A 24,880-nucleotide genomic window follows, 5' to 3' on the forward strand; every position below is an offset into this window, starting at 1 on the left:
CTATAAGAGACGACTATGTTTGCAGGAATGAATTCCGGTAGCACGCCATCCTTGGCGCCACATCATATGGCCTTAATTCCTTCAGAGCGTTTGACTGAAATTCAGAAAGACTATTTTGCTGAGTTGGCGCATCTGGCAACCAATCCTGAAGCGATTGAACTCAAGGATCGTCGTTTTGCAGGAAAAGCTTGGCACTCTTCATGGAGCAAAATCATCGCCGCAACTTATCTGCTTAATTCAAGGTATTTGATGAATTTGGCGAAAGCGGTGGAGGCTGATGAAAAAGCAAAGCAAAAAATCTTGTTCACCACAGAGCAGATGATTGATGCATTATCGCCGTCCAATTTCATTGCAACCAACCCAGAAGTTTTAGAGAACATCATTAGCTCCCAAGGCCAGTCTATCCAAAACGGGATTGTTAATCTGCTTGGCGATATGAAAAAGGGGAAGGTGTCCTTAACTGACGAGAGTGCATTTGAGGTCGGCAAAAATATCGCCACCACCGAAGGCCAAGTTGTTTTTCGTTGCCCGCTGTTTGAGTTGATTCAATATAAACCAGCCACCGAGACTGTTTTTGAAAGACCTTATTTAATGGTGCCTCCTTGCATCAATAAATATTACATATTAGATCTACAGCCGGATAACTCGGTGGTTCGTCACATGGTGAATGAAGGTCACACTGTATTTTTAGTTTCTTGGAAAAATCCTGATAATTCCATGGCAAAAGTGACCTGGGAAGATTATGTTGGCGGTGGTGTGATCAAGGCTATTGAGGTTGTGCAAGAGATCAGCGCCAGCAAGCAAATTAATATCCTTGGTTTCTGTGTTGGGGGTACGCTAACTAGTTGCGCTCTCGCAGTATTGGCGGCAAGAAAAGAAAATCCAGTGGCCAGCGTAACCTTGTTAACTACGTTGCTAGATTTTTCTCATAGCGGAGTGCTGGACGTCTTTATCGATGAGACCATGGTAAAGATGCGTGAAACCACCATCGGTGGTGAGGGCGGAAACTTTGGGATGATGTCGGGCTTAGATCTTGGAAATACCTTTTCCTTCTTACGTCCCAATGACCTGGTATGGAATTACGTAGTTGAGAATTACTTAAAAGGAAATTCTCCGCCACCATTTGATTTGCTCTATTGGAATGGCGATGGCACCAATTTACCCGGGGCGATGTACTGTTGGTATTTACGTCATACCTATTTACAAAATGATTTGATCAAGCCAAACACAGTGACTATTTGTGGGCAAAAAATTGATTTAAGCAAAATCACTATTCCAGCTTATATTTATGCATCCCAAGAGGACCATATTGTTCCTTGGAAATCGGCATATGAATCCACGCATCTCCTCAAAGGGAAAAACCGTTTTGTGTTGGGTGCCTCCGGACATATAGCTGGCGTGATCAATCCGCCAGCAAAAAATAAACGCTATTACTTTGAGAATGACGCTATTGCTAAAACATCCGATGAATGGTTGGCAGGCGCCAAAGAAATCAAGGGGAGCTGGTGGCCAAACTATACAAAGTGGCTTGCTCAATTTGGCGGAAAAAAAGTACCAGCCAAAACGACATTCGGTAACGCGAAGTACAAAAAGTTGGAGGCTGCACCGGGTAAATATGTAAAAGAAAAAATTGGTACAGCTGTTTAATTTAATAATAAAACTGATTTCACAAGGGGGAGCACAATGTCTCAAAAAGTCGCATACGTAACTGGTGGTATGGGTGGTATTGGTACCGCTATCTGTCAACGCTTAGCTGCAGATGGCTTCAAGGTGATTGCTGGATGTGGTCCGAATTCTCCACGAAAAGACCGCTGGATTGGCGAGCAAAAAGCATTGGGATTTGACTTTATTGCTTCAGAGGGCAATGTGTCTGATTGGGATAGTACCGTTGCTGCGTTTGATAAGGTGAAGGCTGAAGTAGGGCGTGTGGATGTCTTGGTAAACAACGCAGGCATTACCCGCGACAGTGTTTTCCGTAAAATGACCCCGGATGCTTGGAAGGCGGTAATTGATACCAATCTCAATTCCTTATTTAACGTCACCAAACAAGTGGTTGATGGCATGGCTGATAACGGTTGGGGTCGCATTATCAACATCTCCTCTGTAAACGGTCAAAAAGGACAATTCGGCCAATCAAACTACTCAACCGCAAAAGCGGGCTTGCATGGATTTACGATGGCCTTATCCCAAGAGCTTGCTTCTAAGGGTGTCACAGTCAATACGGTTTCTCCTGGCTATATTGGCACCGACATGGTTAAGGCGATCCGTGAGGATGTACTTGAGAAGATTATTGCCGGGATTCCAGTCAAACGCCTTGGCACTCCAGAAGAAATCGCTTCAATTTGCTGTTGGATTGCTTCAGAGGATGGTGGTTATGCAACTGGTGCTGACTTCTCCTTAAATGGCGGTTTGCATACGGGCTAAGCTGTTTTTAGGCCATATTAAGTGCCCAACATCGGCAAATTTACCCAAAGTAGAAACTAGGGATAAACTATGCCGATGTTGCATTGCAGTACATAAATTGAGGAAACATAAATGGCCACCCGTACCAAGACTCCAAGTGATGAGCGTTTAATTAAAAAATACCCCAATCGCCGTCTATACGATACCCAAACGAGTGCTTATGTGACCCTATCAGACATCAAGGCTTTGGTGATGTCTGGGGAAGTATTTAAAGTGCTGGATGCCAAGACTGACGATGACCTCACTCGCAATATTCTTCTGCAAATTATTTTGGAAGAAGAGGCTGGGGGTGCCCCTGTTTTTTCTAGTCAGATGCTTTCCCAGATCATTCGTTTTTATGGAAACTCAATGCAAGGGCTGATGGGTAGCTACCTTGAAAAGACCATGCAGTCTTTTGTTGATATCCACAATAAATTAGGCGACCAATCCAAGGGGATGGGAGCAGGCAGCAGTCCTGAGGCCTGGGCGCAAATGCTCAGTATCAATAATCCTTTGATGCAGGGCCTCATGGGCAACTACATGGATCAGAGCAAGGATCTATTTGTAAAGATGCAAGAGCAAATGCAAGGTTCTCAAAATTTGTTCAGCAGCTTCCCTTTTGGGCAGCAAGCCCCTAAAACTGATAAAGCAAGCAAAGAATAATCGTGGTCGGAAAAGTTGGTTTTGTATCCTTAGGATGCCCTAAGGCCCTGGTTGATTCTGAGCTTATTTTGACGCAATTGAGTGCAGAAGGTTATGAGACCGCTAAAGATTATTCAGGTGCGGATCTCGTTGTTGTAAATACCTGTGGTTTTATAGACTCAGCCGTAGAGGAAAGTCTTGCCGCTATTGGTGAGGCACTTGCCGAGAATGGCAAGGTGATCGTGACTGGTTGCCTGGGTGCGCGAAAAAATGCCGATGGCAGCGACCTTATTCAGAGCATCCATCCAAAGGTGTTAGCCGTGACTGGCCCACATGCTACGGACGAAGTGATGCAGGCGATACATCAACATTTGCCCAAGCCGCATGATCCGTTTACAGATTTGCTGCCACCGATTGGCGTCAAGTTAACGCCAAAGCATTACGCCTATCTCAAGATCTCAGAAGGCTGCAATCACCGTTGTACCTTTTGCATCATTCCCAATTTGCGTGGCGATTTAGTTTCCAGACCAATTGGTGAAGTGCTACTTGAGGCTAAACGCCTGTTTGAGTCTGGTGTGAAAGAGCTGCTTGTGGTCTCACAAGACACTAGCGCCTATGGTGTAGATATACAGTACCGTACTGGTTTTTGGGATGGTAAACCAGTTAAGACACGCATGTATGATTTGGTGAATGCACTCAATCAGATTGCCAGGGAGCATCAGGCTTGGGTGCGTTTACATTACGTCTACCCCTATCCGCATGTGGACGACATTCTGCCTTTAATGGCCGAATTTTCTGAGCACGGTTATGGCGTCCTGCCGTATTTAGATATTCCGCTGCAGCATGCGCATCCCGATGTGTTAAAGCGGATGAAACGACCTGCCAGTGGTGAAAAGAATTTGGAGCGTATTTTGGCCTGGCGTGAAGCTTGCCCAGACTTAGTCATTCGCAGTACTTTTATCGCGGGCTTCCCAGGTGAAACCGAAGAAGAATTTGATTACCTTCTTCGTTTCTTAGATGAAGCCCAGATTGATCGCGCTGGTTGCTTTGCTTATTCTCCAGTTGAGGGTGCATTGGCTAATGCGCTCGATAAGCCGGTTCCCGATGCCATCCGCGAGGAGCGCCGTGCCCGTTTTATGGCAAAAGCAGAAGAAATCTCAGTGAACCGCCTGACAAAAAAAATCGGGAAGCGCATTCAGGTGCTCATAGATCGAGTCGATGATGCTGGTGGAATTGGCAGAACTGTGGGCGATGCCCCTGAAATTGATGGATTGGTGCGGGTTTTACCGCCTGCTAAGCCCTCCAAGCGCTATCGTGCGGGTGAGATCATTCGTGCCACAGTCGTGAGCTCCCAAGGGCATGACCTAGTAGCGCAGACTTGATATTTAGAATAAAACTGCAGTTTGATTTACTAATTTAGCCCAAAACAGGGTTTAGCTAAGGGGATTGATATGAGTCGTGATGTCGTTGTCTTAAGTGCAGTTCGTTCCGCAATTGGTACCTTTAATGGAGCCTTAAGCAGTTTTGAGCCATCTGAACTCGGTGGCATTGTGATGAAAGAGGCGGTTGCACGCTCTGGTGTAGATCCAGCCTTAATAAATTACGTCACTGTAGGCAATACGATTCCTACAGACAGTCGATACGGTTATGTTGCGCGCGTAGCTTCAATACAGGCAGGCCTGCCAATGGAGTCTGTGGCTATGGCATTAAACCGTTTATGTAGCTCTGGTTTACAGGCCATCGTGACAACGGCTCAGCAAATTATGTTGGGCGATTGTGACTATGGTGTTGGTGGCGGTGTTGAAGTGATGTCACGCGGTATGTATGGTTCACCTGCGATGCGTAGCGGTGCACGCATGGGCGATACCAAAATGATTGACTTGATGGTGGGTATTTTGACTGACCCATTTGGTGTTGGCCATATGGGTGTGACTGCTGAGAACCTGGTTGAGAAATGGAAGTTGACGCGCGAAGAGCAAGACGCGCTTGCGGTTGAATCACATCGTCGTGCAGCAAATGCAATCAAAGAGGGTCGCTTTAAGTCCCAGATCGTTCCAATCACGATCAAGACTCGTAAGGGCGATATCGTGTTTGATACAGATGAACACTGCAAGCCTGACACCACCATGGAAACATTAGCCAAGATGAAGGCTGTTTTCAAAAAAGAGGGTGGTAGCGTGACTGCTGGTAATGCCTCAGGTATTAATGATGGCGCTGCATTCTTTGTGTTGGCTGATGCCGAAACGGCTAAAAAAGCAGGGCATAAGCCGCTTGCGCGATTGGTTTCTTATGCAGTTGCTGGAGTGCCAAATCACATCATGGGTGAAGGCCCCATTCCAGCAACCAAGATTGCTTTAGAACGTGCTGGTCTGAAATTAGATCAAATCGATGTCATTGAATCAAACGAAGCATTTGCAGCCCAAGCATTAGCTGTCACCAAAGGGCTTGGACTTGATCCAGCAAAAACCAATGTGAATGGTGGTGCAATTGCTTTGGGTCACCCGATTGGATGCTCTGGTGCTGCCATTGCCACCAAAGCGATTCATGAGTTGCAACGCGTTCAGGGCAAATATGCTTTGGTCACCATGTGTATCGGTGGTGGACAGGGTATTGCCACTATTTTTGAGCGTCTTTAATTCGCTTATTGAATTAGCAGCAGCGCTGCATCTAAGCCGACTCGGTCAAAAGCCGCGTCGGCTTTTTCTTTAACCAAGGGTTTGGCTTTATAGGCAATGCTAAGACCAGATCCATGCATCATGGGCAAATCGTTTGAGCCGTCACCCATCGTCATTGCATGCGCTTTACTCACTCCCAGAGCCTGACAGGCTTGGTCCACGTACATGGACTTGGCGGCACCATCAACAATCTCCCCAAGCACATTGCCGGTCAGTTTGCCGTCAATGATTTCTAGTGTATTGGCTTGAGTTTGTTTAAATCCCAATTGCACGCGCAGCTTTTCAGTAAAAAAAGTAAATCCACCAGAAACTAGCAGCGTATAAAGTCCTCGCTCATGCGCACCATTGAGCAGCTCGTATGCTCCAGGGTTTGGTCGCAAACGCTCTTGATAGATGGATTCTAGAACATCCTCTGAAACACCCGATAACAGTTTGACGCGTCTACGCAAACTTTCCTTAAAGTCTTTGATTTCACCGCGCATAGTTGCTTCGGTAATTTCTGAGACTGCTGCTTTTTTGCCTGTGAAATCGGCAATCTCATCAATGCACTCAATATTGATTAAGGTTGAATCCATATCCATAGCTAATACTTTTATTGCATGGGGTTTAAATGCAGCAGATAAGAAAGCGAGATCTGATTGGTGTTGGCTGGCAATTTCCCTTAATACTGCGCGAGCTTCTGGCGGGATAGTTGATGATGCCGTCCAGCGTTGTGAAAAATAAGGTGGCGCATTTGTATCGAGTTGAGATGGCAGTAATTCCACTCCAATAATCTGTGCATGATGTGTCAGTGAATCATTTAAAGAGGAGTGTATTGGCGCGGTAGATAACGCGACTAGGGTCTGAGGATGGCTCATGGTTAATTGGCTTATGCAGTAGAAAGCATGGCAGATTCGTTGAGGCTGCGCAAGATACGGCGAATATGTTCTAAGCGTTGCTCAAGTTTTTGGAAATCATTTTCTTTTTGCGGCAGAATCTTCAGCTTATCTTGCCCGTTTAATTGAATATGCTTTGAAGACTGAATCAAACGAATAATCTTCATTGGATCAATCGGTGGATTGGGAATAAATTGAATCTGTATTGAAAGCGGGCTAGCATCAATTTTTTTGATACCAAAGCCGGCCATTTCAAGGCGCAGTCGATGGGTTTCATAAAATGATTTTGCTTGATCTGGCAAGTCGCCAAAACGGTCTATTAATTCTTCGCGTAGACCCATGAGTTCCGAAAAATCATTGGTGCCCGCAAAGCGCTTGTAAAGGGATAGGCGTTCGTGAACGTCTGGGCAATAATCATCCGGAAAGAGCGCTGGAACTCCTAGATTGACATCTGTAGTGGCTTGAAGGGGTGAGAGAAGATCAGGCTCTTTGCCACTACGGAGTGCTTTGACAGCGCGGTTGAGCATCTCCGTATAGAGCTGAAAACCAATCTCATGAATTTCACCGGATTGCTTGTCGCCTAGGACCTCTCCAGCCCCGCGAATTTCCAGATCATGCATGGCAAGATAAAAACCAGACCCCAATTCTTCCATTGCTTGAATAGCATTTAAGCGTAATTGCGCTTGTTTACTAAGCGCATCCGGATCAGGAACCAGTAAGTATGCATAGGCTTGATGATGGGAGCGACCAACTCGGCCACGCAATTGATGTAATTGAGCCAAGCCAAACTTATCGGCGCGATGCATGATGATGGTATTGGCGGTCGGCACATCGATGCCGGTTTCGATAATAGTTGTGCACAGTAAAATATTGGTGCGCTGTGTTACGAATTCACGCATGACCGATTCGAGTTCCCGTTCATGCATCTGACCATGAGCAACGCTGATGCGCGCTTCTGGTATGAGTTCTTGTAAAGCGTGTTTGCGATTTTCAATAGTCTCGACCTCATTGTGCAGGAAATACACTTGGCCGCCACGTTTGATTTCGCGCAATACTGCTTCTCTGATGACGCCATCACCTTCACGTCGCACAAAGGTTTTAATAGCTAAACGCTTTTGAGGCGCTGTTGCGATGATAGAAAATTCACGCAAACCTTCCATTGCCATACCTAAGGTGCGAGGTATAGGGGTAGCAGTTAACGTCAAGATGTCCACTTCAGCGCGTAATGCTTTGAGGGCATCCTTCTGGCGCACCCCAAAACGATGTTCTTCGTCAACGATCACAAGACCCAAATTGGCGAATTGTGTTTCCTTGGAAAGTAGTTTGTGGGTGCCGATAATGATGTCTGCTTCCCCCTTGGCGATTGCCTCGAGGGCGGCATTAATTTCTTTGGTAGTCTTAAAGCGAGAGAGCTCAACAATCCTCACCGGCCAATCCGCGAAGCGATCCTTCCAGGTTGCTACATGTTGCTCTGCCAGCAGGGTGGTAGGGGCCAATATTGCAACCTGTTTGCCACCCATCACAGCAACAAAGCTAGCGCGTAGGGCCACCTCTGTTTTTCCAAAACCGACGTCGCCGCATACTAGGCGATCCATTGGTGTACCACTGGTCATATCGCCTATGACTGCAGCAATGGCATGAGCCTGATCAGGGGTTTCTTCAAAGCCAAAGCTTTCGGCAAAAGCAGCATAGTCATGAGCAGAAAATTCAAAGGCATGCCCCTTGCGTATCGCTCTAGCTGCATACAATCCCAGCAGTTCTGCAGCGGTATCTCTGATTTGTTCTGCTGCTTTCCGTTTCGCTTTATCCCATTGGCCTGAACCTAGGTGGTGTAAAGGTGCCGTATCAGGATCAGAACCTGCATAACGAGTAACCATTTGTAGTTGCTGTACTGGGACGTATAAAGTGGCGTCCTTGGCATAAACCAAATGTAAAAACTCTTCGAAAATAGGGGCGTCTTTCGGCGGCGCAACATTGAGCAGCACTAGACCTTGGTAGCGACCAATGCCATGATCTGCATGCACTACGGGGTCACCAATCTTGAGCTCTGATAGATCCTTAAACAACATATCTGGATCGGCGCTATCAGAGCTTTTCCCCCTACGGCGTTGCCGAGCGGTGGATGTAAATAATTCTGCTTCCGTGATGACAATGAGATTTTCACTAGGCCAAGTGAAACCATTAAAGAGCGGTGCCGTTACTAAACCAAACAGAGCATCGCTCTTAATGAAGTCGGCAATGCTCTCAAAACCCTCTGGCTTGAGCGGGTAGAGCGACCTACCATCTTGTCCAGCGACGGAGTTACTTTCTTCAAATAATTGTCGGATAGATTCTTTACGACCAGCACTATCACTGCATACCAAAACTCGAATACGTTCCTTAGAGACGAGATCGCGTAAGCGGGCTATGGGATCAGCATCGCGACGGTGAACGGCAATGTCTGGAACTTGAAGAAACGCGGCTTCATTATTTTTATCCCCGCTTATCTCAAGTGCTAGACGGGCATTCGGTTTTAGTTTGGAGAAGAATTCATCCGCATCTAAAAACAGTTCGGCGGGTGGTAGTACAGGACGATCAAGATCGTGCTTCAGAAATTCGTAGCGCTGGAGAGTGTCTTTCCAGAAACTGCGTATCGCTTCATCTGCATCACCAATGCTGACTAACCAGACTGGGTCGCCAGAGCGGGGGAAATAATCAAAGAGGGTGGACGACTCATCAAAAAAAAGCGGCAGATAAGATTCAATGCCGGCGCTTGGTATACCTAAGTTCGCGTCCTTATAGATTGAGCAGCGCGTTGGATCGCCTTCAAACACTTCACGCCAACGATTTCTAAATGCAGTACGAGATTGATCATCAAAGGGAAATTCATGACCAGGCAACAGGCGCACCTCTTTCACTGGATAAAGGCTGCGCTGTGTATCTGGATCAAAGGAGCGTATCTGCTCAATTTCATCGCCGAATAGATCAAGGCGATATGGCAGGCTAGATCCCATTGGAAATAAATCAATCAGTCCGCCGCGAATACTATATTCGCCAGGACGCATCACGGCACTGACGGGGTCATACCCAGCCTGTTGCAGTTGTAACTTCAATGCTGCTTCATTGAGCTTGTCACCCTGCCTGAAAAAGAAGGTGTGCCCTGATAAAAACTGGGGCGGACCTAAACGCTGTAGGGCCGTAGTGACGGGGACTAAGACAATGTCACAACTACCATTTAGTAGCTCATAGAGGGTGGCAAGACGCTCAGAAACCAAATCCTGATGGGGGGAAAAATGGTCATATGGGAGGATTTCCCAGTCAGGTAGTAGGCGAGCTTTAATTTTTGGGGCAAAAGCCGGAATTTCCTCAAGCAGGCGTTGTGCATCTTGCGCATGGGCGCAAAAAACAACCATGACTGAGTAGTTTTGTCGGTGGCGTGTGGCTGCTTGGGCAATCAGGGCGGCATCAGCGGAGCCAACGAGCCCTGAAAAGGTAAAGCGCTGCCCAGCCCGCGGTGCAGGTATGGGGGGTGCTAGTTCTAATGCATCTGACATCGAAGCTCATTATAGAATCAGGTATGAGCTCAACGAATAGCAAGTTGCCTAAATGTCATGTCCTTTTGCCGACTGCAGGGGCTGGTTTGCGTTTGGGGGGCGAGCTTCCCAAGCAATTTCAACAATTGGCGGGGCGCCCAATGCTTGCTTATGCGTTAGAAGCTTTTATGCAAAGTCCTCGAATTAACTCGGTATGGGTTGCAGTGAGCCATAGTTTTATCGATAACCTGATTTTGTCTAAGCTTGCCGCCAGCCCAAATTGCAACAAGCCATTGCATTTTTTGCCTACGGGCGGTCCAACCCGCCAGGAAACAGTCAAAAACACTTTAGCTGCCATGTTGACGGCTGGTGTCTCTGAGAATGATTGGGTTTTAGTCCATGATGCTGCGCGCCCTGGTATTACGCCAAAATTGATAGGCCAATTAATTGAGGCTGTCGAATCATCTGATTCTGGAGGTTTGCTGGCTATTCCTGTGGCCGATACATTGAAGCATTCAGATTTTAATTCTGCGATTGCAGGTAATCCTACTAGGGTGGATAAAACAATTTCACGAGATCATCTCTGGCAGGCACAAACGCCCCAAATGTTTTGTTTAAAGCAGCTGCATGACGCACTAGAGCTTGCTATTCTTGGAGATGCGGATGTGACTGACGAGGCCAGTGCAATGGAGCTGGCAGGTACAAAGCCGCTTTTGGTTCAAGGCTCTATTCGTAATTTCAAGGTAACCCATCCTGCAGACTGGGAGCTCATGCAATCATTGCTCATGGCAGCTCGCAACTAACTTCTAGCTATCTTTATGACTCAATCTCCCACTCACATTCCACAATTTCGTATTGGGCAGGGCTATGACGTCCATGCCTTGGTGGAGAATCGAAAACTCATTTTGGGCGGTGTCCATGTCCCTTATGAAAAGGGGTTATTGGGTCACTCCGATGCGGATGCCTTATTGCATGCGATTACGGATGCCTTGCTGGGAGCTGCCGGATTAAATGATATTGGGCAACTCTTTCCTGATACAGATCCTGCTTTTAAAGACATGGATAGTCGAATTTTGCTTAGAGCAGCTTTGCAAAAGATTCAATCCGCTGGTTTTCACATTGGCAATGTCGATGCCACCATCATTTGCCAAAAGCCCAAATTGGCTGATTTTCTGCCTGAGATGGTTCGAAATATTGCTGCTGACTTAGCCGTTACACCTAGCCATGTCAATCTAAAGGCCAAAACAAATGAGTCTTTAGGGCATTTAGGCAGGGGTGAGGGCATTGCTGTTCATGCCGTCTCCCTGCTTTATAAAGTCTAAATACGCCGAGCATTGTAGAATTACGGTCTTTAGAGTGAAGTTTAAGCTCGGTAGCGTTTGCGGAAATTCGCGCGAGGATGGCGAAATTGGTAGACGCACCAGGTTTAGGTCCTGACGCCAGTAATGGTGTGGGGGTTCGAGTCCCCCTCCTCGCACCACAAAGTGCTACTTGGCTTGGACTTCACATACCCTGTTTTTCAATTAAGAGACGAGAATGGCTGTGCAGATAGAAAATTTAGGTCAGTTAGACCGCAAAGTAACCTTGGAATTTGCTCGTGCAGATTTGGCTAAAGCGCGTGAAGCCCGCTTGGTTAAATTAGGCAAGACCATGAAGATGGCCGGCTTCCGTCCAGGCAAAGTGCCTAAGAATTTAGTTGAAAAGCAATATGGTATGCAGGTTGATTTCGAACTTCAGTTCGACAAAGCCTCTGAGTTGTTTTATGAACTCGCGCAAATAGAAAAGATCGCGCTAGCAGGACAACCGCGCTTAGAGCCTAAAAGTGAATTAGAAGCAGATACAATCGTGTTTGATGCATTGTTTGAAGTATTGCCAGAAGTAAAAATTGGCGACTTTAGCAAAGCCGAAGTGACTAAGTACCTTACCGAAATCGCAGATCCTGAGATCGATCGCGCAATTGATGTCTTGCGTAAACAGCAAGTTCATTATCACCCACGCGGTGAAGCTGGTCATCATGGAGATGGCGGTGCAAACATGGCAGCCCAAGCTGGCGACCAAGTGGTGATCGACTTTGTTGGCAAGATTGATGGTGTTGAATTCGCTGGCGGCAAAGCGGAAAACTTTGAGTACGTTCTGGGTGAGGGCCGTATGTTGCCTGAGTTTGAGGCGGCTACATTGGGCTTGAAAGCCGGTGAAAGCAAAACTTTCCCATTAGCATTTCCTGCCGACTACCATGGCAAAGATGTGGCTGGCAAAACAGCCGAATTCACGATCACTGTTAAATCAGTGAATTGGCCGCACCTTCCCGCTGTTGATGATGCCTTTGCATTGTCAATGGGTGTAACTGAAGGCGGTGTTGCAAAAATGCGTGCAGAAGTAAAAGAAAACTTAGATCGCGAAGTAAAGCGCCGCATCACTTCATTGTTGAAAAACGAAGTGATGGAAAAGCTCAATAGCTTGTGTGAACTCGATGTTCCAAAATCTTTGGTTGCCTCTGAGCAGGAGCGATTGGTTGAGTCTGCACGTCAAGACTTGATGCAACGTGGCATTCCAAATGCAAAAGACGTTCCGATCCCTGTTGAAATGTTTGCCGAACAAGCTACTAAACGTGTTCGTCTTGGCTTGATTTTGGGTGACCTTGTTAAGCAGCAAAACTTGGCTGCAACTGCTGATCAAATTAAGGCTGAGATCGATGAACAGGCTGCTACTTACGAAGATCCAAAAGAAGTGGTGCGTTGGTTCTACAGCAATCCAAGCCGCTTAAAGGATATTGAGAATTTGGTCTTAGAAGATAACGTCATTAAGTATTTCACGTCACTTGCAAAAGTAACTGACAAAGTCATTTCTTTTGAAGAGCTCAGCAAGTTAAACTGATCTTCATAAAGTATTTAATCTTTTATAAAGGCCCAATCCCATGATCCAGAATCATTCCCTTTCAGAGAATTTAGAGCCTAAATCCTTGGGCTTAGTGCCCATGGTGATTGAAACTTCTGGGCGTGGCGAGCGAGCTTATGACATTTATTCCCGTCTACTGAGAGAGCGTGTGGTTTTCTTGGTGGGTGAGGTAAATGATCAAACCGCAAATCTAGTGATTGCACAGCTTTTATTTTTGGAAAGTGAAAATCCAGATAAAGAGATTTCTCTTTATATAAATTCTCCAGGCGGTTCGGTGTCTGCTGGTCTGGCCATCTTTGACACTATGCAATTTATTAAGCCGCACGTCAGCACATTATGTATGGGAATGGCTGCCAGTATGGGCGCCTTCTTACTGTGTGCCGGTGAGAAAGGTAAGCGCTACGCTTTGCCTAACTCACGTGTGATGATTCACCAGCCATTGGGCGGTGCTCGTGGTCAGGCGTCTGACATAGAGATTCAGGCCCGTGAGATTTTGTATTTACGTGAGCGTTTAAATAAAATTTTGGCCGATCGTACTGGTCAATCCATTGAGACGATTGCCAAAGATACTGACCGCGATAATTTTATGTCTGCAGAGCAGGCTCGTGAATACGGCTTGATCGACAAGGTTATTGAAAAGCGCCCTTAAATCACGGCACTTATAAATAGGTAATTATTTTGAGCGATACCCCAACTACTAGCGGTTCAGAAAAGATTTTATATTGCTCCTTTTGTGGCAAAAGTCAGCACGAAGTTAAAAAACTGATCGCCGGCCCTTCAGTTTTTATTTGCGATGAATGTATCGACTTATGTACTGACATCATTCAGGAAGAAATTGCCAAGCTACCAAAGGAAGAGGGCGATGGTTCTTTGCCTACGCCCCACCAAATTCGTGAAAACCTAGATCAATATGTCATTGGGCAGGATCACGCTAAAAAGACTTTAGCTGTTGCGGTCTACAACCATTACAAACGTTTGCAATATTTGCCTAAGCCGAAGAAGGCTAAACTTGATAAAGATGGCAAGGAAATTGAATCTGTAGACAAGGCTGCAGACACTAAATCAAAATTGCCTGCTAAGGCAATGGTTGATGGCGTTGAATTGGCTAAGAGCAATATCCTTCTGATCGGTCCAACGGGCTCTGGTAAAACTTTACTGGCTCAAACATTGGCACGCATGTTGGATGTGCCGTTTGTGATGGCTGATGCAACAACGCTCACCGAAGCGGGATATGTTGGCGAGGATGTTGAAAACATCATTCAAAAATTACTCCAAGCTTGCGATTACAACGTTGAAAAAGCACAGCGCGGCATTGTGTATATCGACGAGATCGATAAGATCTCGCGTAAGTCTGATAACCCCTCAATTACTCGTGATGTATCGGGTGAGGGTGTTCAGCAGGCACTCCTTAAGCTCGTTGAAGGGACAATGGCTTCTGTGCCCCCTCAAGGTGGCCGTAAACACCCTAATCAAGATTTCTTTCAGGTTGACACCACTAATATTCTGTTCATTTGTGGCGGCGCTTTTGATGGTCTTGAAAAAGTTATTCAACAACGTTCTGCCAAAACGGGTATTGGCTTTAATGCAACTGTTCCTGGCAAGGATGATCGTGGCGTCTCCGATCTGCTGCTTGAAGTGGAGCCCGAAGATTTAATTAAATTTGGCTTGATTCCCGAGTTAATCGGTCGTCTGCCAGTAGTGGCCACTTTAGCCCAATTAGATGAGTCAGCACTCATTCAGATTCTGACTGAGCCAAAGAATGCGCTTGTTAAGCAATATCAAGCACTGCTAACCATGGAAGGCGCTCAATTGGAAGTAAGGCAGGCAGCTCTGTCAGCTATCGCTAAAAAGGCGATTGCTCGTAAGACAGGTGCTCGCGGCTTGCGCTCCATTCTTGAGGGTTCGTTGATGGATGTCATGTACGACTTGCCCTCTTTGAAAAATGTTGAAAAGGTCGTTATTGACGAAAGCAGCATTCAGGATGGTGGAAAACCACTTTTAGTCTACAAAGCTGATGCTAATCAGGCTGATTTAAGTAAAAAAGCCTAGTTTTTCTGAGTTTTTTGCTGGTTTTCAGGCCTTTTTGCACATTTTTGGCATTTTCCCCCCTTGTTTTTCAAGTGGTCAAACCCATATAGGTAGTATCCTATTTCATAACAGCAACTCTATTTAGTGTTTTAAGCACTTTTGGGGATTTCTGGGGACTGACTACTTTGGAGGATTTGCCCTATGCCTGGCCACTTATTACTACCCTCTGAATCCATTCAACTACCTTTGCTCCCTTTGCGGGATGTAGTTGTATTCCCACACATGGTAATTCCATTGTTTGTGGGGCGCCCAAAATCGATTAAGGCCCTTGAAGCTGCCATGGAAACTGGCAAAAATGTGCTTTTGGTGGCTCAAAAAACGGCAGCTAAAGATGAGCCCTCTGTAGAGGATCTTTATGAGGTTGGTTGCATTGCCAATATCTTGCAGATGCTTAAGTTGCCTGACGGTACTGTGAAAGTGCTTGTCGAGGGTGTTCAGCGTGCTGAGGTAAGTCAAGTTGAAGATAGCCTGGGTTATTTCAATTGCGAAGCGACTCCTACTGCGATTGCCGCAATTGACGCTCATGAAACAGAGGCTTTACGCCGTGCCATCATGGCTCAGTTTGATCAGTACGTCAAACTGAACAAGAAGGTGCCGCAAGAAATTTTGTCCTCCTTAGGTGGTATTGATGACCCTAGTCGCTTGGCAGACACAATCTGCGCCCATCTGCCAGTCAAGTTAGAGCAAAAGCAACGCTTACTCGAAATGACTGAAGTAGTACAACGCTTGGAGAGTCTTTTGGCTGATCTTGAGAGCGAGATTGATATTCTTCAAGTTGAGAAGCGTATTCGTGGTCGTGTAAAGCGTCAAATGGAAAAGAGCCAGCGCGAGTACTATCTCAACGAGCAAGTTAAGGCCATCCAGAAAGAATTGGGTGAGGGCGAAGAGGGTGCTGATTTAGAGGAATTAGAGAAGCGTATTAAAGCAGCCAGGATGCCAAAAGAAGCTTTGAAAAAAGCGGAGTCTGAGTTAAAAAAGCTCAAGTTGATGTCACCAATGTCGGCAGAAGCTACAGTCATTCGGAACTTCATTGATACATTGGTAAATTTACCCTGGAAGAAAAAGAGCAAGATAAATAATGATTTGCCTAATGCTGAAAAAGTATTAGATGAGGATCATTACGGGCTTGATAAAGTAAAAGAACGTATTTTGGAGTACCTCGCAGTTCAACAAAGGGTTGACCGTGTTAAGGCTCCGATTCTTTGTTTGGTTGGGCCTCCAGGAGTCGGAAAAACCTCGCTTGGACAGTCGATTGCTAGGGCTACCAACCGTAAGTTTGTCCGTATGGCATTGGGTGGTGTACGAGATGAGTCTGAAATTCGTGGTCACCGTCGCACTTATATCGGTTCAATGCCTGGCAAGATTCTGACCAGTATGACCAAGGTAGGTGTGCGCAATCCTCTGTTCTTGCTCGATGAAGTCGATAAGATGGGGATGGATTTCCGTGGTGATCCGGCCAGTGCGCTATTGGAGGTTTTGGATCCCGAGCAAAATCATACATTCCAGGATCACTATGTAGAAGTTGATTTTGATTTGTCTGATGTGATGTTTGTTGCTACCGCGAATTCTTTAAATATTCCAGGCCCTTTATTGGATCGCCTCGAAATCATTCGTCTTGCTGGTTACACGGAAGATGAAAAAACGAGCATTGCAATCAATTACTTGATTCCCAAGCAGATCAAAAATAATGGACTGAAAAAGGACGAGCTCAAGATTGAGGAGAGCGCTGTCCGCAACATGATTCGCTATTACACCCGTGAAGCAGGCGTACGATCTTTGGAGAGGGAAGTTAGCAAAATTTGTCGTAAGGTGGTGAAGCTACTGCTTCTGAAAAAAGAGGCCGCTCCTGTGGTAGTTAATGCGGATAACCTAGATAAATTCTTGTCAGTACGACTTTATGATTTTGGTTTAGCTGGTAAAGAAAACCAAGTGGGTCAAGTAACGGGTTTAGCTTGGACTGAAGTGGGTGGTGATTTATTAACGATTGAGGCTGCCGTGATGCCAGGTAAGGGCGTGATAACGCGCACTGGCTCCATTGGTGATGTTATGAAAGAGTCTGTAGAGGCTGCACGCACGGTGGTTCGCTCGAGGGCAAGGCGACTTGGAATTAACGATGAGTCTTTTGAGAAAAAAGATATTCATATTCATTTTCCTGATGGTGCAACACCTAAGGATGGACCGTCTGCTGGTATCGCAATCACTACAGCCTTGGTTTCTGTCTTAACAGGAATTCCAATTCGTGCTGATGTTGCTATGACTGGCGAAATTACTCTGCGCGGTGAGGTGCTTCCTATCGGCGGCCTTAAAGAGAAGCTCTTGGCGGCTCATCGAGGTGGAATTAAATTGGCCCTGATCCCCGAGGAAAACGTGAAGGATTTAATTGATATTCCAGACAAGGTCAAGAATGCAATTGAAATCGTTCCGGTTCGTTGGATTGATCAGGTGCTAGAGTTGGCTCTCGAGCGTAAACCAGAAGCCTTGCCTGAGCTCAGCCCAGAAGAGCTGGCTAAAAAAGCCTCTGAAGCCAGTAAAGCAAATGAAAAGGCAGCTAGCTCAGAAGTCTTAAAACACTGAGAATAAAAGGGTTCCAAGTCAATTTTGTAATCATTCTGATTGCGTTTTGATGCGGAATCCTTCTTTTATTTTCATACTAGGTTACAATCTCGTCTGTACTAAATTGGGGCGCTTAGCTCAGATGGTAGAGCGTCTGCCTTACACGCAGAATGTCGGCGGTTCGATCCCGTCAGCGCCCACCAGTTCCCCACCTGCTTTTAAGGCTTTCTAGGACTCTAGACTTCATGCCTAGTACACTCGCATAATTGACATTTTCTAAGTGACTTTTACATGTTCGATACCGTTCGTAAACACCAGAAGCTATTGCAAATAGTTTTGATGCTTTTTATTGTTCCTTCATTTGCTTTCTTTGGTATCTCCAGCTATTCAGGCTTCATGGATAAAGAAACAGACCTGGTTAAGGTCAACGGTAAAGCCATTACCGCTCAGGAGGTTGACTCTGCAGCCAAACGTCAAGCCGAGCGAGTTGGGGGTAGCCCACAAATTGCGCAAAGCCTGCAATTTCGCCAAGCCATTCTGAGCGAACTACTCCAGCAACGTGTTTTGGCCTATGCAGTCAATGATTTGCGTTTGCAAGTGAGTAAAGATGCTTTGATTAAGAGCCTTCAAAACATTCCTCAAATTCGGGCGCTGTATAAACCAGACGGTAGTTTTGATGATGCCCGCTTTAAACAATTATTAGCTGCAAATGGTTTGAATGAAGAACAGTTTTATGCTGGCCAAGGTTTCGACTTAAAAATTCAGCAATTAGTTACCTCGGTAGCTCGCACGGAAATAGCAACCCCCAAACTTTTTGAAGCGATTTCCTCTTTATATGAGAGCGAGCGTGAAGTTCAAGCAATCACATTCTCAGCAAAAGACTATCTATCTAAGGTAGACCCCTCTTTGGATGAGCAACAAGCTTTTTATGAAGCCAACTCAAAGCTCTTTGTTAGTCCCGAATTAATTGATGTTGACTATCTCGTGCTGAAGGCCGATCCCAAGGAGGATCCCAAGTCATTTAATGAAAAGGCAGATCAATTTACCAATATTACTTACGACCAGGCTGATAGCTTGAAGCCTGCTGCTGATAAATTGAAGTTATCGGTTCAGTCTGCCAAAGGAATTTCTCGCGGCGGTCTTGCTGGAGCGCCCAAAGAGAGCCCAATTGCCAATCCTAAAGTAGTTCAAGCACTCTACAGTGATGACTCCCTGAAGAACAAGCGCAATATCGAAGCTGTACAAGTGTCTCCAGGTGTTTTTGTTTCCGCACGAGTGGTTGCATTCCATCCTTCTCAAGTACTACCATTTAAGGAGGTTGCGCCTGAGATTAAGCGTCAACTTAGTCAGCGCGCAGCAGAGGCATTGGCAGTTGCTGCAGCCTCTGAGCGATTGAATACCCTCGAGAAAGATCTCAAAGTGGCAAGCGGTTTTGGAAGCCCATTTTGGGTCTCACGCACTAAGCCGGGCAACTTAACTGGTAGCGCCTTAGATGATGTGATGTCAATTGATGCCGCCAAGTTACCAGCACTTGTAAAAGTGCTTAATCCCGGTGTTGGTGAAACTATCTATCGCGTCGATCAAGTTCGACAGCAAGCTGGCGTTGATCCAAAGATTCATCAAGCTCAAGCGCGGCAAATTCAATCTTTGTCTGCTCAGTCCGAATTTGCAGGTTTTATGGCCTATTGGCGCAATGCAGCTGGTGTCAAAGTCATCAACCCCCTCAAGGCTGTAAATTCCGGCGGAGCGGGTAGTTAATCTTTTCCAGCTACTTCTGCAGCAAATCATAATATGGGGCCAAAGCGCCCCATACGTTTTTAAATAGAACTTTTTGCGCCTGTTCATTTGGATGCATTCGATCTGCTTGGAATAATTCTGGTTTATCAATGACGCCAGTGAGGAAGAATGGTAAGAATGCAGTTCCTTCTGTCTTTGCCAGTCTTGTAAACATATTTGCAAACTGCTTGGTGTAATCTTGTCCATAATTAGGCGGCAACTGAATGCCAATCAGCAGTACCTTTGCCCCCGACTGTTTACTCATGACAATCATCTTCTGGAGATTTTTTTCGCTTGCAGCAATAGAGAGGCCGCGTAATCCATCATTGGCACCCAATTCAATAATCACTAAACCAGGTTTCTTCTTTTCCAGTAAAGAGGGAAGTCGGTTTAATCCCCCTGCGGATGTTTCACCGCTAATACTCGCATTAAAAACATTCCAAGGGCTGGCTTCTTTTTGTAGTTTCTTTTCGAGTAAATCGACCCAGCCACTGCCATGGACTAGGCCATACTCGGCTGATAGACTGTCCCCAAGAATGAGAATCGTATGAGATGCTCGTGCATCAGCATGGCCTCCCATTAACAGGCAAAATAGAGCGGTAAATGCTAAATTGCACTTCAACTTGTTGATGTAATTAAATCGTGCCATTGTTTCTATAGGTTAATCTAGCGCCCTTATGCGTAATCCATCCCAGGTTATCAGAGTGAATCAGCTTCAAAAGGTGGTGAAAGCCAACGATGGAGAACTGATTATTTTGCACGATATTAGTTTTGCCATTGAGGCTGGCGAGAGTGTAGCGATTGTTGGCAGTTCTGGCTCCGGAAAAAGTACCTTACTTGGTCTCTTGGCGGGCCTTGATGACGCATCTGCTGGTGATGTATTTCTTATGGGGCAGACACTTTCAGGTTTAAATGAGGATGGAAGAGCAAAGCTGCGCGGTCAATCGGTTGGCTTTGTTTTTCAGTCATTTCAGCTGCTTCCCCATCTAAATGCCCTTGAAAATGTCATGCTGCCATTGGAATTAGCTGGAATTGGCTATTCTGAGGCTAAAAATACCGCCCAAATTGCTTTAGAACAAGTAGGTTTAGGTGCTCGCATAGGTCACTTTCCCAAGACATTATCCGGGGGCGAGCAACAACGTGTTGCTTTGGCAAGGGCTTTTGTAAAGAGGCCAGCAATCTTGTTTGCCGATGAGCCTACGGGTAGTCTGGATGAGGCTAGTGGCCAAGCTGTCATCGAGCTACTTTTTGAGCTCAATCGGGTAAATTCCTCCACCTTGGTCTTGGTGACCCATGACCCAGCCCTAGCTGCACGATGTGAGCGTCAGTTTCACCTACAAGGCGGCAGATTGCTTTGATCAAAACCTTATAATCTAGGGATGTCATTTTTCCTTTGCTTGCCCGGGGCTGATGCCCTTTCAGCCTTCCGTCAACAGCGACTTTTAACAGCGCTCATGGACCAGGGCATTGAGCTTGAGTCTATTGAAGCTCAATATCTCCACTTAATTTGGTCTGAAGCGCAATTAGCTCCTGGAAAACTAGATCTCCTCGCGAGTTTGCTTACTTATGGCGATCCTTTTGCCTCCAAACTCAAATCATCCGGTTCTTGGTTTGGTAGGGGGGTCGATCAAAAGCAACAAGCGCTTGTTATTCCACGCTTGGGTACTGTTTCACCATGGGCCAGTAAGGCTACTGAGATTGCTCGTCAATGCGGGCTTGATATTTTGCGTGTTGAGCGCGGTGTGCAATATGCCTGGCAAAGCAAAAAAGCTTTAAACGAGACCCAACATCACCTTGTTTTGGCTGCGATTCACGATCGTATGACCGAAAGTGTCATTGAAGATTCTCAATTAGCCAAGGCGCTCTACCAAACCTTAGATGACAGGCCCTTAAAACGCGTAGCCGTATTGACTGAGGGTAGGTCAGCGCTTGATAAAGCGAATCAAGAATTAGGCTTGGCTTTGTCAGATGATGAAGTTACCTACCTAGTAGAAAATTTCACACGCTTAAAGCGTAACCCAAGCGATGTTGAACTCATGATGTTTGCGCAAGCAAACAGCGAACATTGTCGTCACAAAATTTTTAATGCCAGCTGGACTATTGATGGCGATGATCAAGAGCGATCCTTGTTTGCAATGATTCGCAACACTCATCAATTGCAGCCAAAGGGCACCATCATTGCTTATTCTGATAATTGTGCGGTGATGGTTGGTTGTGAGTCGGAGACTTGGGCGCCACAAGGCAATGATCATCAGTATGCAAAGGATACTCGCCTAGTACATACCTTGATGAAGGTGGAGACCCATAACCATCCCACTGCAATTGCACCTTTTCCAGGCGCGTCTACCGGCGCTGGCGGAGAAATTCGTGATGAGGGTGCAACAGGTATTGGCGGTCGTCCAAAGGCGGGTCTGACAGGTTTCTCAGTTTCAAATTTGAATATCCCTGGCACTGATTTGCCATGGGAGCTTGAAAAATATGGCAAGCCCGAACGAATTGCCACTCCATTGCAGATCATGATTGAAGGGCCCCTTGGCGGTGCTGCCTTTAATAATGAATTTGGTCGCCCGATTTTAGGTGGTTATTTCCGCGTCTTCGAACAGACCATTCATGGTACAAGGCGTGGATATCACAAGCCCATCATGATTGCGGGCGGTATTGGCAGCATCGACACTATTCATACGGAGAAAAAAGCAATTAAACCGGGACATCTGCTCATTCAGCTCGGTGGACCGGGTATGCGTATTGGTATGGGTGGGGCAACAGGTAGTTCGGTAGCCACGGGTACCAATACAGCAGACTTGGATTTTGATTCAGTGCAACGTGGCAACCCTGAAATGGAGCGTCGTGCTCAAGAGGTGATTAATGCTTGTCGTGCGATGGGTGAAGATAATCCCATCATTTCTATCCATGATGTAGGGGCAGGCGGTCTATCTAATGCTTTCCCTGAATTGGCTGATGGCGCTGGTCTGGGCGCTCAATTTAAATTGCGCAGCATCCCTCTTGAAGAGAGTGGCATGAGTCCTGCTGAGATTTGGTGTAATGAATCTCAAGAGCGTTATGTGCTTGCAATTGAAGCTGAGCAACTCGAATTATTTAAAGCACTTTGCCAGCGCGAACGTTGTCCGTTTGCTGTGGTTGGTGAAGCAACCGCTGAACGTCAATTGAAGTTGAGTGATAGTAAACAAGAGCCATCAGCTGATGCTGCCTTGCCAATCGATATGCCAATGGAGGTACTGCTTGGTAAGCCGCCTCGCATGCATCGAGATGTCACTCGAGTTGAACAAGAATTTTCAGAATTAAATGTCACTGACGCTGACTTGGCTCAGTGCATTGCTTGGGTTTTGCAACAGCCCACTGTCGCTAGTAAATCATTTTTGATCACCATTAGCGATCGCACGGTTGGCGGCCTTAATGCTCGGGATCCTTTTGTAGGTCCATGGCAAGTTCCAGTGGCTGATTGCGCTGTCACTTTGATGGATTACAAGGGTTACCGTGGCGAAGTCATGACGATGGGGGAGAGGACCCCCTTAGCTATTATTGATGCACCAGCAGCGGCTCGCATGGCGGTAGGTGAAGCCATCACTAATTTAATGGCAGCTGACGTGGCCTCCCTTGAGGAAGTCAAGCTTTCTGCGAACTGGATGGCTGCTTGCGGCGCACCAGGTGAAGATGCTAAGTTGTACGACTCAGTTCATGCAATCGGCATGGAGCTTTGCCCTGCCTTGGGTATCTCCATTCCGGTGGGTAAAGATTCTTTATCGATGGCAACGGAATGGCGTGATGATGGTCAAACTAAGAAAGTAGTTTCCCCAGTCTCTTTAATCATTTCTGCCTTTGCCCCTGTTGTCGATGTGCGCAAAACTTTGACACCTTTACTGCAGCTCGCAGATCAAAGCGGCAACACCTTGGATACAGAGTTGATTTTGATTGATCTGGGTCGCGGTCAAAACCGTATGGCTGGCAGCATTCTGGCTCAGGTTTTAAATCAGTCAGGCAAAGCTGCCCCAAATATAGATCGTCCTGAAGATTTAAATGCATTTGCTGCTGCAATTATTCAGTTACGCAACGAAGGTAAATTGCTGGCCTACCACGATCGTTCTGATGGCGGTTTATTGGCCTGCATAGCTGAGATGGCTTTTGCATCCCATTGCGGCATTTCAATCAATGTGGACATGATTGCTGTGGATGCTGGCCAAGAGCCAGATCATGGCGATGCCAAAAATTGGGCCCAGCAAATCTCTGGCCGTCGTCATGAGCAAACCATGCGCGCACTATTTAATGAAGAGCTAGGCGCTGTGATTCAGGTTCGTCGTGAGGATCGTGATGCAGTGTTTGCGGTGTTGCGTACCCTCGGTTTAAGCGCCTATAGCCATGTGATCGGCAAACCTAATACGAATGGCCGTATTGAAATTTGGCGTGATGCAAAATCCATTTTTGCAGAACCACGCGAAGTGCTACAAAAGATGTGGGCCAATACCAGCTATCAGATTGCACGTTTGCGTGACAACCCCGCATGTGCCGACAGTGAATTTGCTTTGCTAGATAATTTGTCTGATGCAGGCATGTCACCGAAGCTGACTTTTAATCCAGCTGAAGATATTGCCGCTCCATTTATACAAAAAGGCGCTCGTCCTAAAGTTGCCATTTTGCGTGAGCAGGGTGTTAATTCCCATGTCGAGATGGCTTACGCTGTCGATTTGGCAGGCTTTGATAGTTACGACGTCCACATGTCTGATTTACTCTCGGGTCAAGCCAAGTTGGCTGATTACCGTGGATTAATTGCTTGTGGCGGTTTTAGTTACGGGGATGTGCTGGGTGCTGGCGAGGGCTGGGCAAAAACCATTCTGTTCAACGATAAATTACGTGATCAATTTTCAGCGTTCTTCAATCGCAATGACAGCTTTGCCTTAGGTGTATGTAATGGTTGCCAAATGATGAGCAATCTTTCTGGAATTATTCCAGGGGCGCAAGCGTGGCCTAAATTTACTCGCAATCAATCGGAGCAATATGAAGCCCGCCTAGTCATGGCAGAGGTGATGCCTTCGCCATCGATATTTACTCAGGGCATGGAAGGCAGTCAATTGCCTATAGCGATTGCTCATGGAGAAGGCTTTGCAAACTTTAGTCAGCAAGGCAATCTAGAGCTCTTACAAGATCAAGGTCTTGCAGCATTACGCTTCGTTGATCATCTAGGTAAACCCACAGAAACCTATCCTTTGAACCCCAATGGCTCACCTGGTGGCCTAACAGGGGTAACCACCCCTGATGGTCGCTTTACCGTCATGATGCCTCATCCAGAGCGCGTATTCCGTGCTGTACAGATGAGTTGGTGCCCTCCTGAGTGGTTAGATATCCCAGATGGTGCAAGTCCGTGGTTGCGTTTATTCCGCAATGCACGCCGCTGGGCAAATTAATATAT

At 46.3% G+C, this 24,880-nt stretch carries 17 protein-coding genes and 2 tRNA genes; 16 read left to right on the top strand and 3 right to left on the bottom strand.

Annotated elements, in window-relative coordinates:
* The first annotated feature begins 15 nt into the window (after positions 1–15).
* From phaC to M2125_RS03655, 5 genes are all read left to right on the top strand, one after another.
* Positions 16–1,647, top strand: a complete 1,632-nt coding sequence (gene phaC / locus M2125_RS03635) for a class I poly(R)-hydroxyalkanoic acid synthase (RefSeq protein ID WP_277540914.1) — start codon at positions 16–18, stop codon at positions 1,645–1,647.
* A gap of 36 nt (positions 1,648–1,683) precedes the next feature.
* Entirely contained in the window at positions 1,684–2,424 is a 741-nt protein-coding gene (locus M2125_RS03640) for a 3-ketoacyl-ACP reductase (RefSeq protein ID WP_076023317.1), read from the top strand.
* A 111-nt stretch (positions 2,425–2,535) separates the two neighbouring features.
* The gene (phaR, locus tag M2125_RS03645; protein WP_076023318.1) at positions 2,536–3,105 is read left to right on the top strand and encodes a polyhydroxyalkanoate synthesis repressor PhaR; all 570 of its coding nucleotides are present in this window, start codon (positions 2,536–2,538) and stop codon (positions 3,103–3,105) included.
* Between the two features lie 2 nt (positions 3,106–3,107).
* On the top strand, positions 3,108–4,466 hold the full coding sequence (gene rimO, locus M2125_RS03650; protein WP_076023319.1) for a 30S ribosomal protein S12 methylthiotransferase RimO: 1,359 nt from the start codon (positions 3,108–3,110) through the stop codon (positions 4,464–4,466).
* 69 nt (positions 4,467–4,535) lie between these two features.
* On the top strand, positions 4,536–5,720 hold the full coding sequence (locus M2125_RS03655) for an acetyl-CoA C-acyltransferase family protein (protein ID WP_076023320.1): 1,185 nt from the start codon (positions 4,536–4,538) through the stop codon (positions 5,718–5,720).
* A gap of 5 nt (positions 5,721–5,725) precedes the next feature.
* Here M2125_RS03655 and serB read toward each other — a convergent pair whose 3' ends face one another.
* A complete protein-coding gene (serB, locus tag M2125_RS03660) occupies positions 5,726–6,616 on the bottom strand; it encodes a phosphoserine phosphatase SerB (protein WP_280741496.1) in 891 nt (296 codons plus the stop codon).
* 11 nt (positions 6,617–6,627) lie between these two features.
* A complete protein-coding gene (mfd, locus tag M2125_RS03665) occupies positions 6,628–10,167 on the bottom strand; it encodes a transcription-repair coupling factor (RefSeq protein ID WP_076023322.1) in 3,540 nt (1,179 codons plus the stop codon).
* Between the two features lie 23 nt (positions 10,168–10,190).
* Here mfd and ispD point away from each other — a divergent pair, with 23 nt between their 5' ends.
* From ispD to M2125_RS03710, 9 genes are all read left to right on the top strand, one after another.
* On the top strand, positions 10,191–10,949 hold the full coding sequence (gene ispD, locus M2125_RS03670) for a 2-C-methyl-D-erythritol 4-phosphate cytidylyltransferase (protein ID WP_076023323.1): 759 nt from the start codon (positions 10,191–10,193) through the stop codon (positions 10,947–10,949).
* A gap of 15 nt (positions 10,950–10,964) precedes the next feature.
* Positions 10,965–11,468 carry a 2-C-methyl-D-erythritol 2,4-cyclodiphosphate synthase gene (gene ispF / locus M2125_RS03675; protein ID WP_076023324.1) on the top strand — a complete coding sequence of 168 codons (504 nt, stop codon included), beginning with the start codon at positions 10,965–10,967 and terminating at the stop codon, positions 11,466–11,468.
* A 71-nt stretch (positions 11,469–11,539) separates the two neighbouring features.
* Positions 11,540–11,626 (top strand) — tRNA-Leu (locus M2125_RS03680).
* Positions 11,627–11,682: 56 nt separating this feature from the next.
* Entirely contained in the window at positions 11,683–13,020 is a 1,338-nt protein-coding gene (tig, locus tag M2125_RS03685; protein WP_280742489.1) for a trigger factor, read from the top strand.
* 40 nt (positions 13,021–13,060) lie between these two features.
* Entirely contained in the window at positions 13,061–13,690 is a 630-nt protein-coding gene (gene clpP / locus M2125_RS03690; RefSeq protein WP_076023326.1) for an ATP-dependent Clp endopeptidase proteolytic subunit ClpP, read from the top strand.
* Between the two features lie 29 nt (positions 13,691–13,719).
* Complete coding sequence (gene clpX, locus M2125_RS03695; RefSeq protein ID WP_280742490.1) at positions 13,720–15,090, top strand: ATP-dependent Clp protease ATP-binding subunit ClpX; 1,371 nt, start codon at positions 13,720–13,722, stop codon at positions 15,088–15,090.
* A 180-nt stretch (positions 15,091–15,270) separates the two neighbouring features.
* Complete coding sequence (lon, locus tag M2125_RS03700) at positions 15,271–17,703, top strand: endopeptidase La (RefSeq protein WP_280742491.1); 2,433 nt, start codon at positions 15,271–15,273, stop codon at positions 17,701–17,703.
* 106 nt (positions 17,704–17,809) lie between these two features.
* Positions 17,810–17,885, top strand: a tRNA-Val gene (locus tag M2125_RS03705).
* A gap of 88 nt (positions 17,886–17,973) precedes the next feature.
* Positions 17,974–19,440, top strand: coding sequence for a peptidylprolyl isomerase (locus M2125_RS03710; RefSeq protein WP_076023329.1), 1,467 nt, complete (start codon positions 17,974–17,976; stop codon positions 19,438–19,440).
* A 10-nt stretch (positions 19,441–19,450) separates the two neighbouring features.
* On the opposite strand, the gene M2125_RS03715 is transcribed toward M2125_RS03710, so the two are convergent.
* A complete protein-coding gene (locus tag M2125_RS03715; RefSeq protein WP_277540947.1) occupies positions 19,451–20,107 on the bottom strand; it encodes an arylesterase in 657 nt (218 codons plus the stop codon).
* Positions 20,108–20,135: 28 nt separating this feature from the next.
* Between M2125_RS03715 and M2125_RS03720 the strand changes: the two genes are divergently transcribed.
* The gene (locus tag M2125_RS03720; RefSeq protein WP_076023331.1) at positions 20,136–20,816 is read left to right on the top strand and encodes an ABC transporter ATP-binding protein; all 681 of its coding nucleotides are present in this window, start codon (positions 20,136–20,138) and stop codon (positions 20,814–20,816) included.
* 21 nt (positions 20,817–20,837) lie between these two features.
* Positions 20,838–24,875 carry a phosphoribosylformylglycinamidine synthase gene (purL, locus tag M2125_RS03725; RefSeq protein ID WP_280742492.1) on the top strand — a complete coding sequence of 1,346 codons (4,038 nt, stop codon included), beginning with the start codon at positions 20,838–20,840 and terminating at the stop codon, positions 24,873–24,875.
* Positions 24,876–24,880: the final 5 nt, after the last annotated feature.

It is taken from the genome of Polynucleobacter sphagniphilus (genome assembly GCF_029892205.1).
Taxonomy (GTDB): Bacteria; Pseudomonadota; Gammaproteobacteria; order Burkholderiales; family Burkholderiaceae; genus Polynucleobacter; species Polynucleobacter sphagniphilus.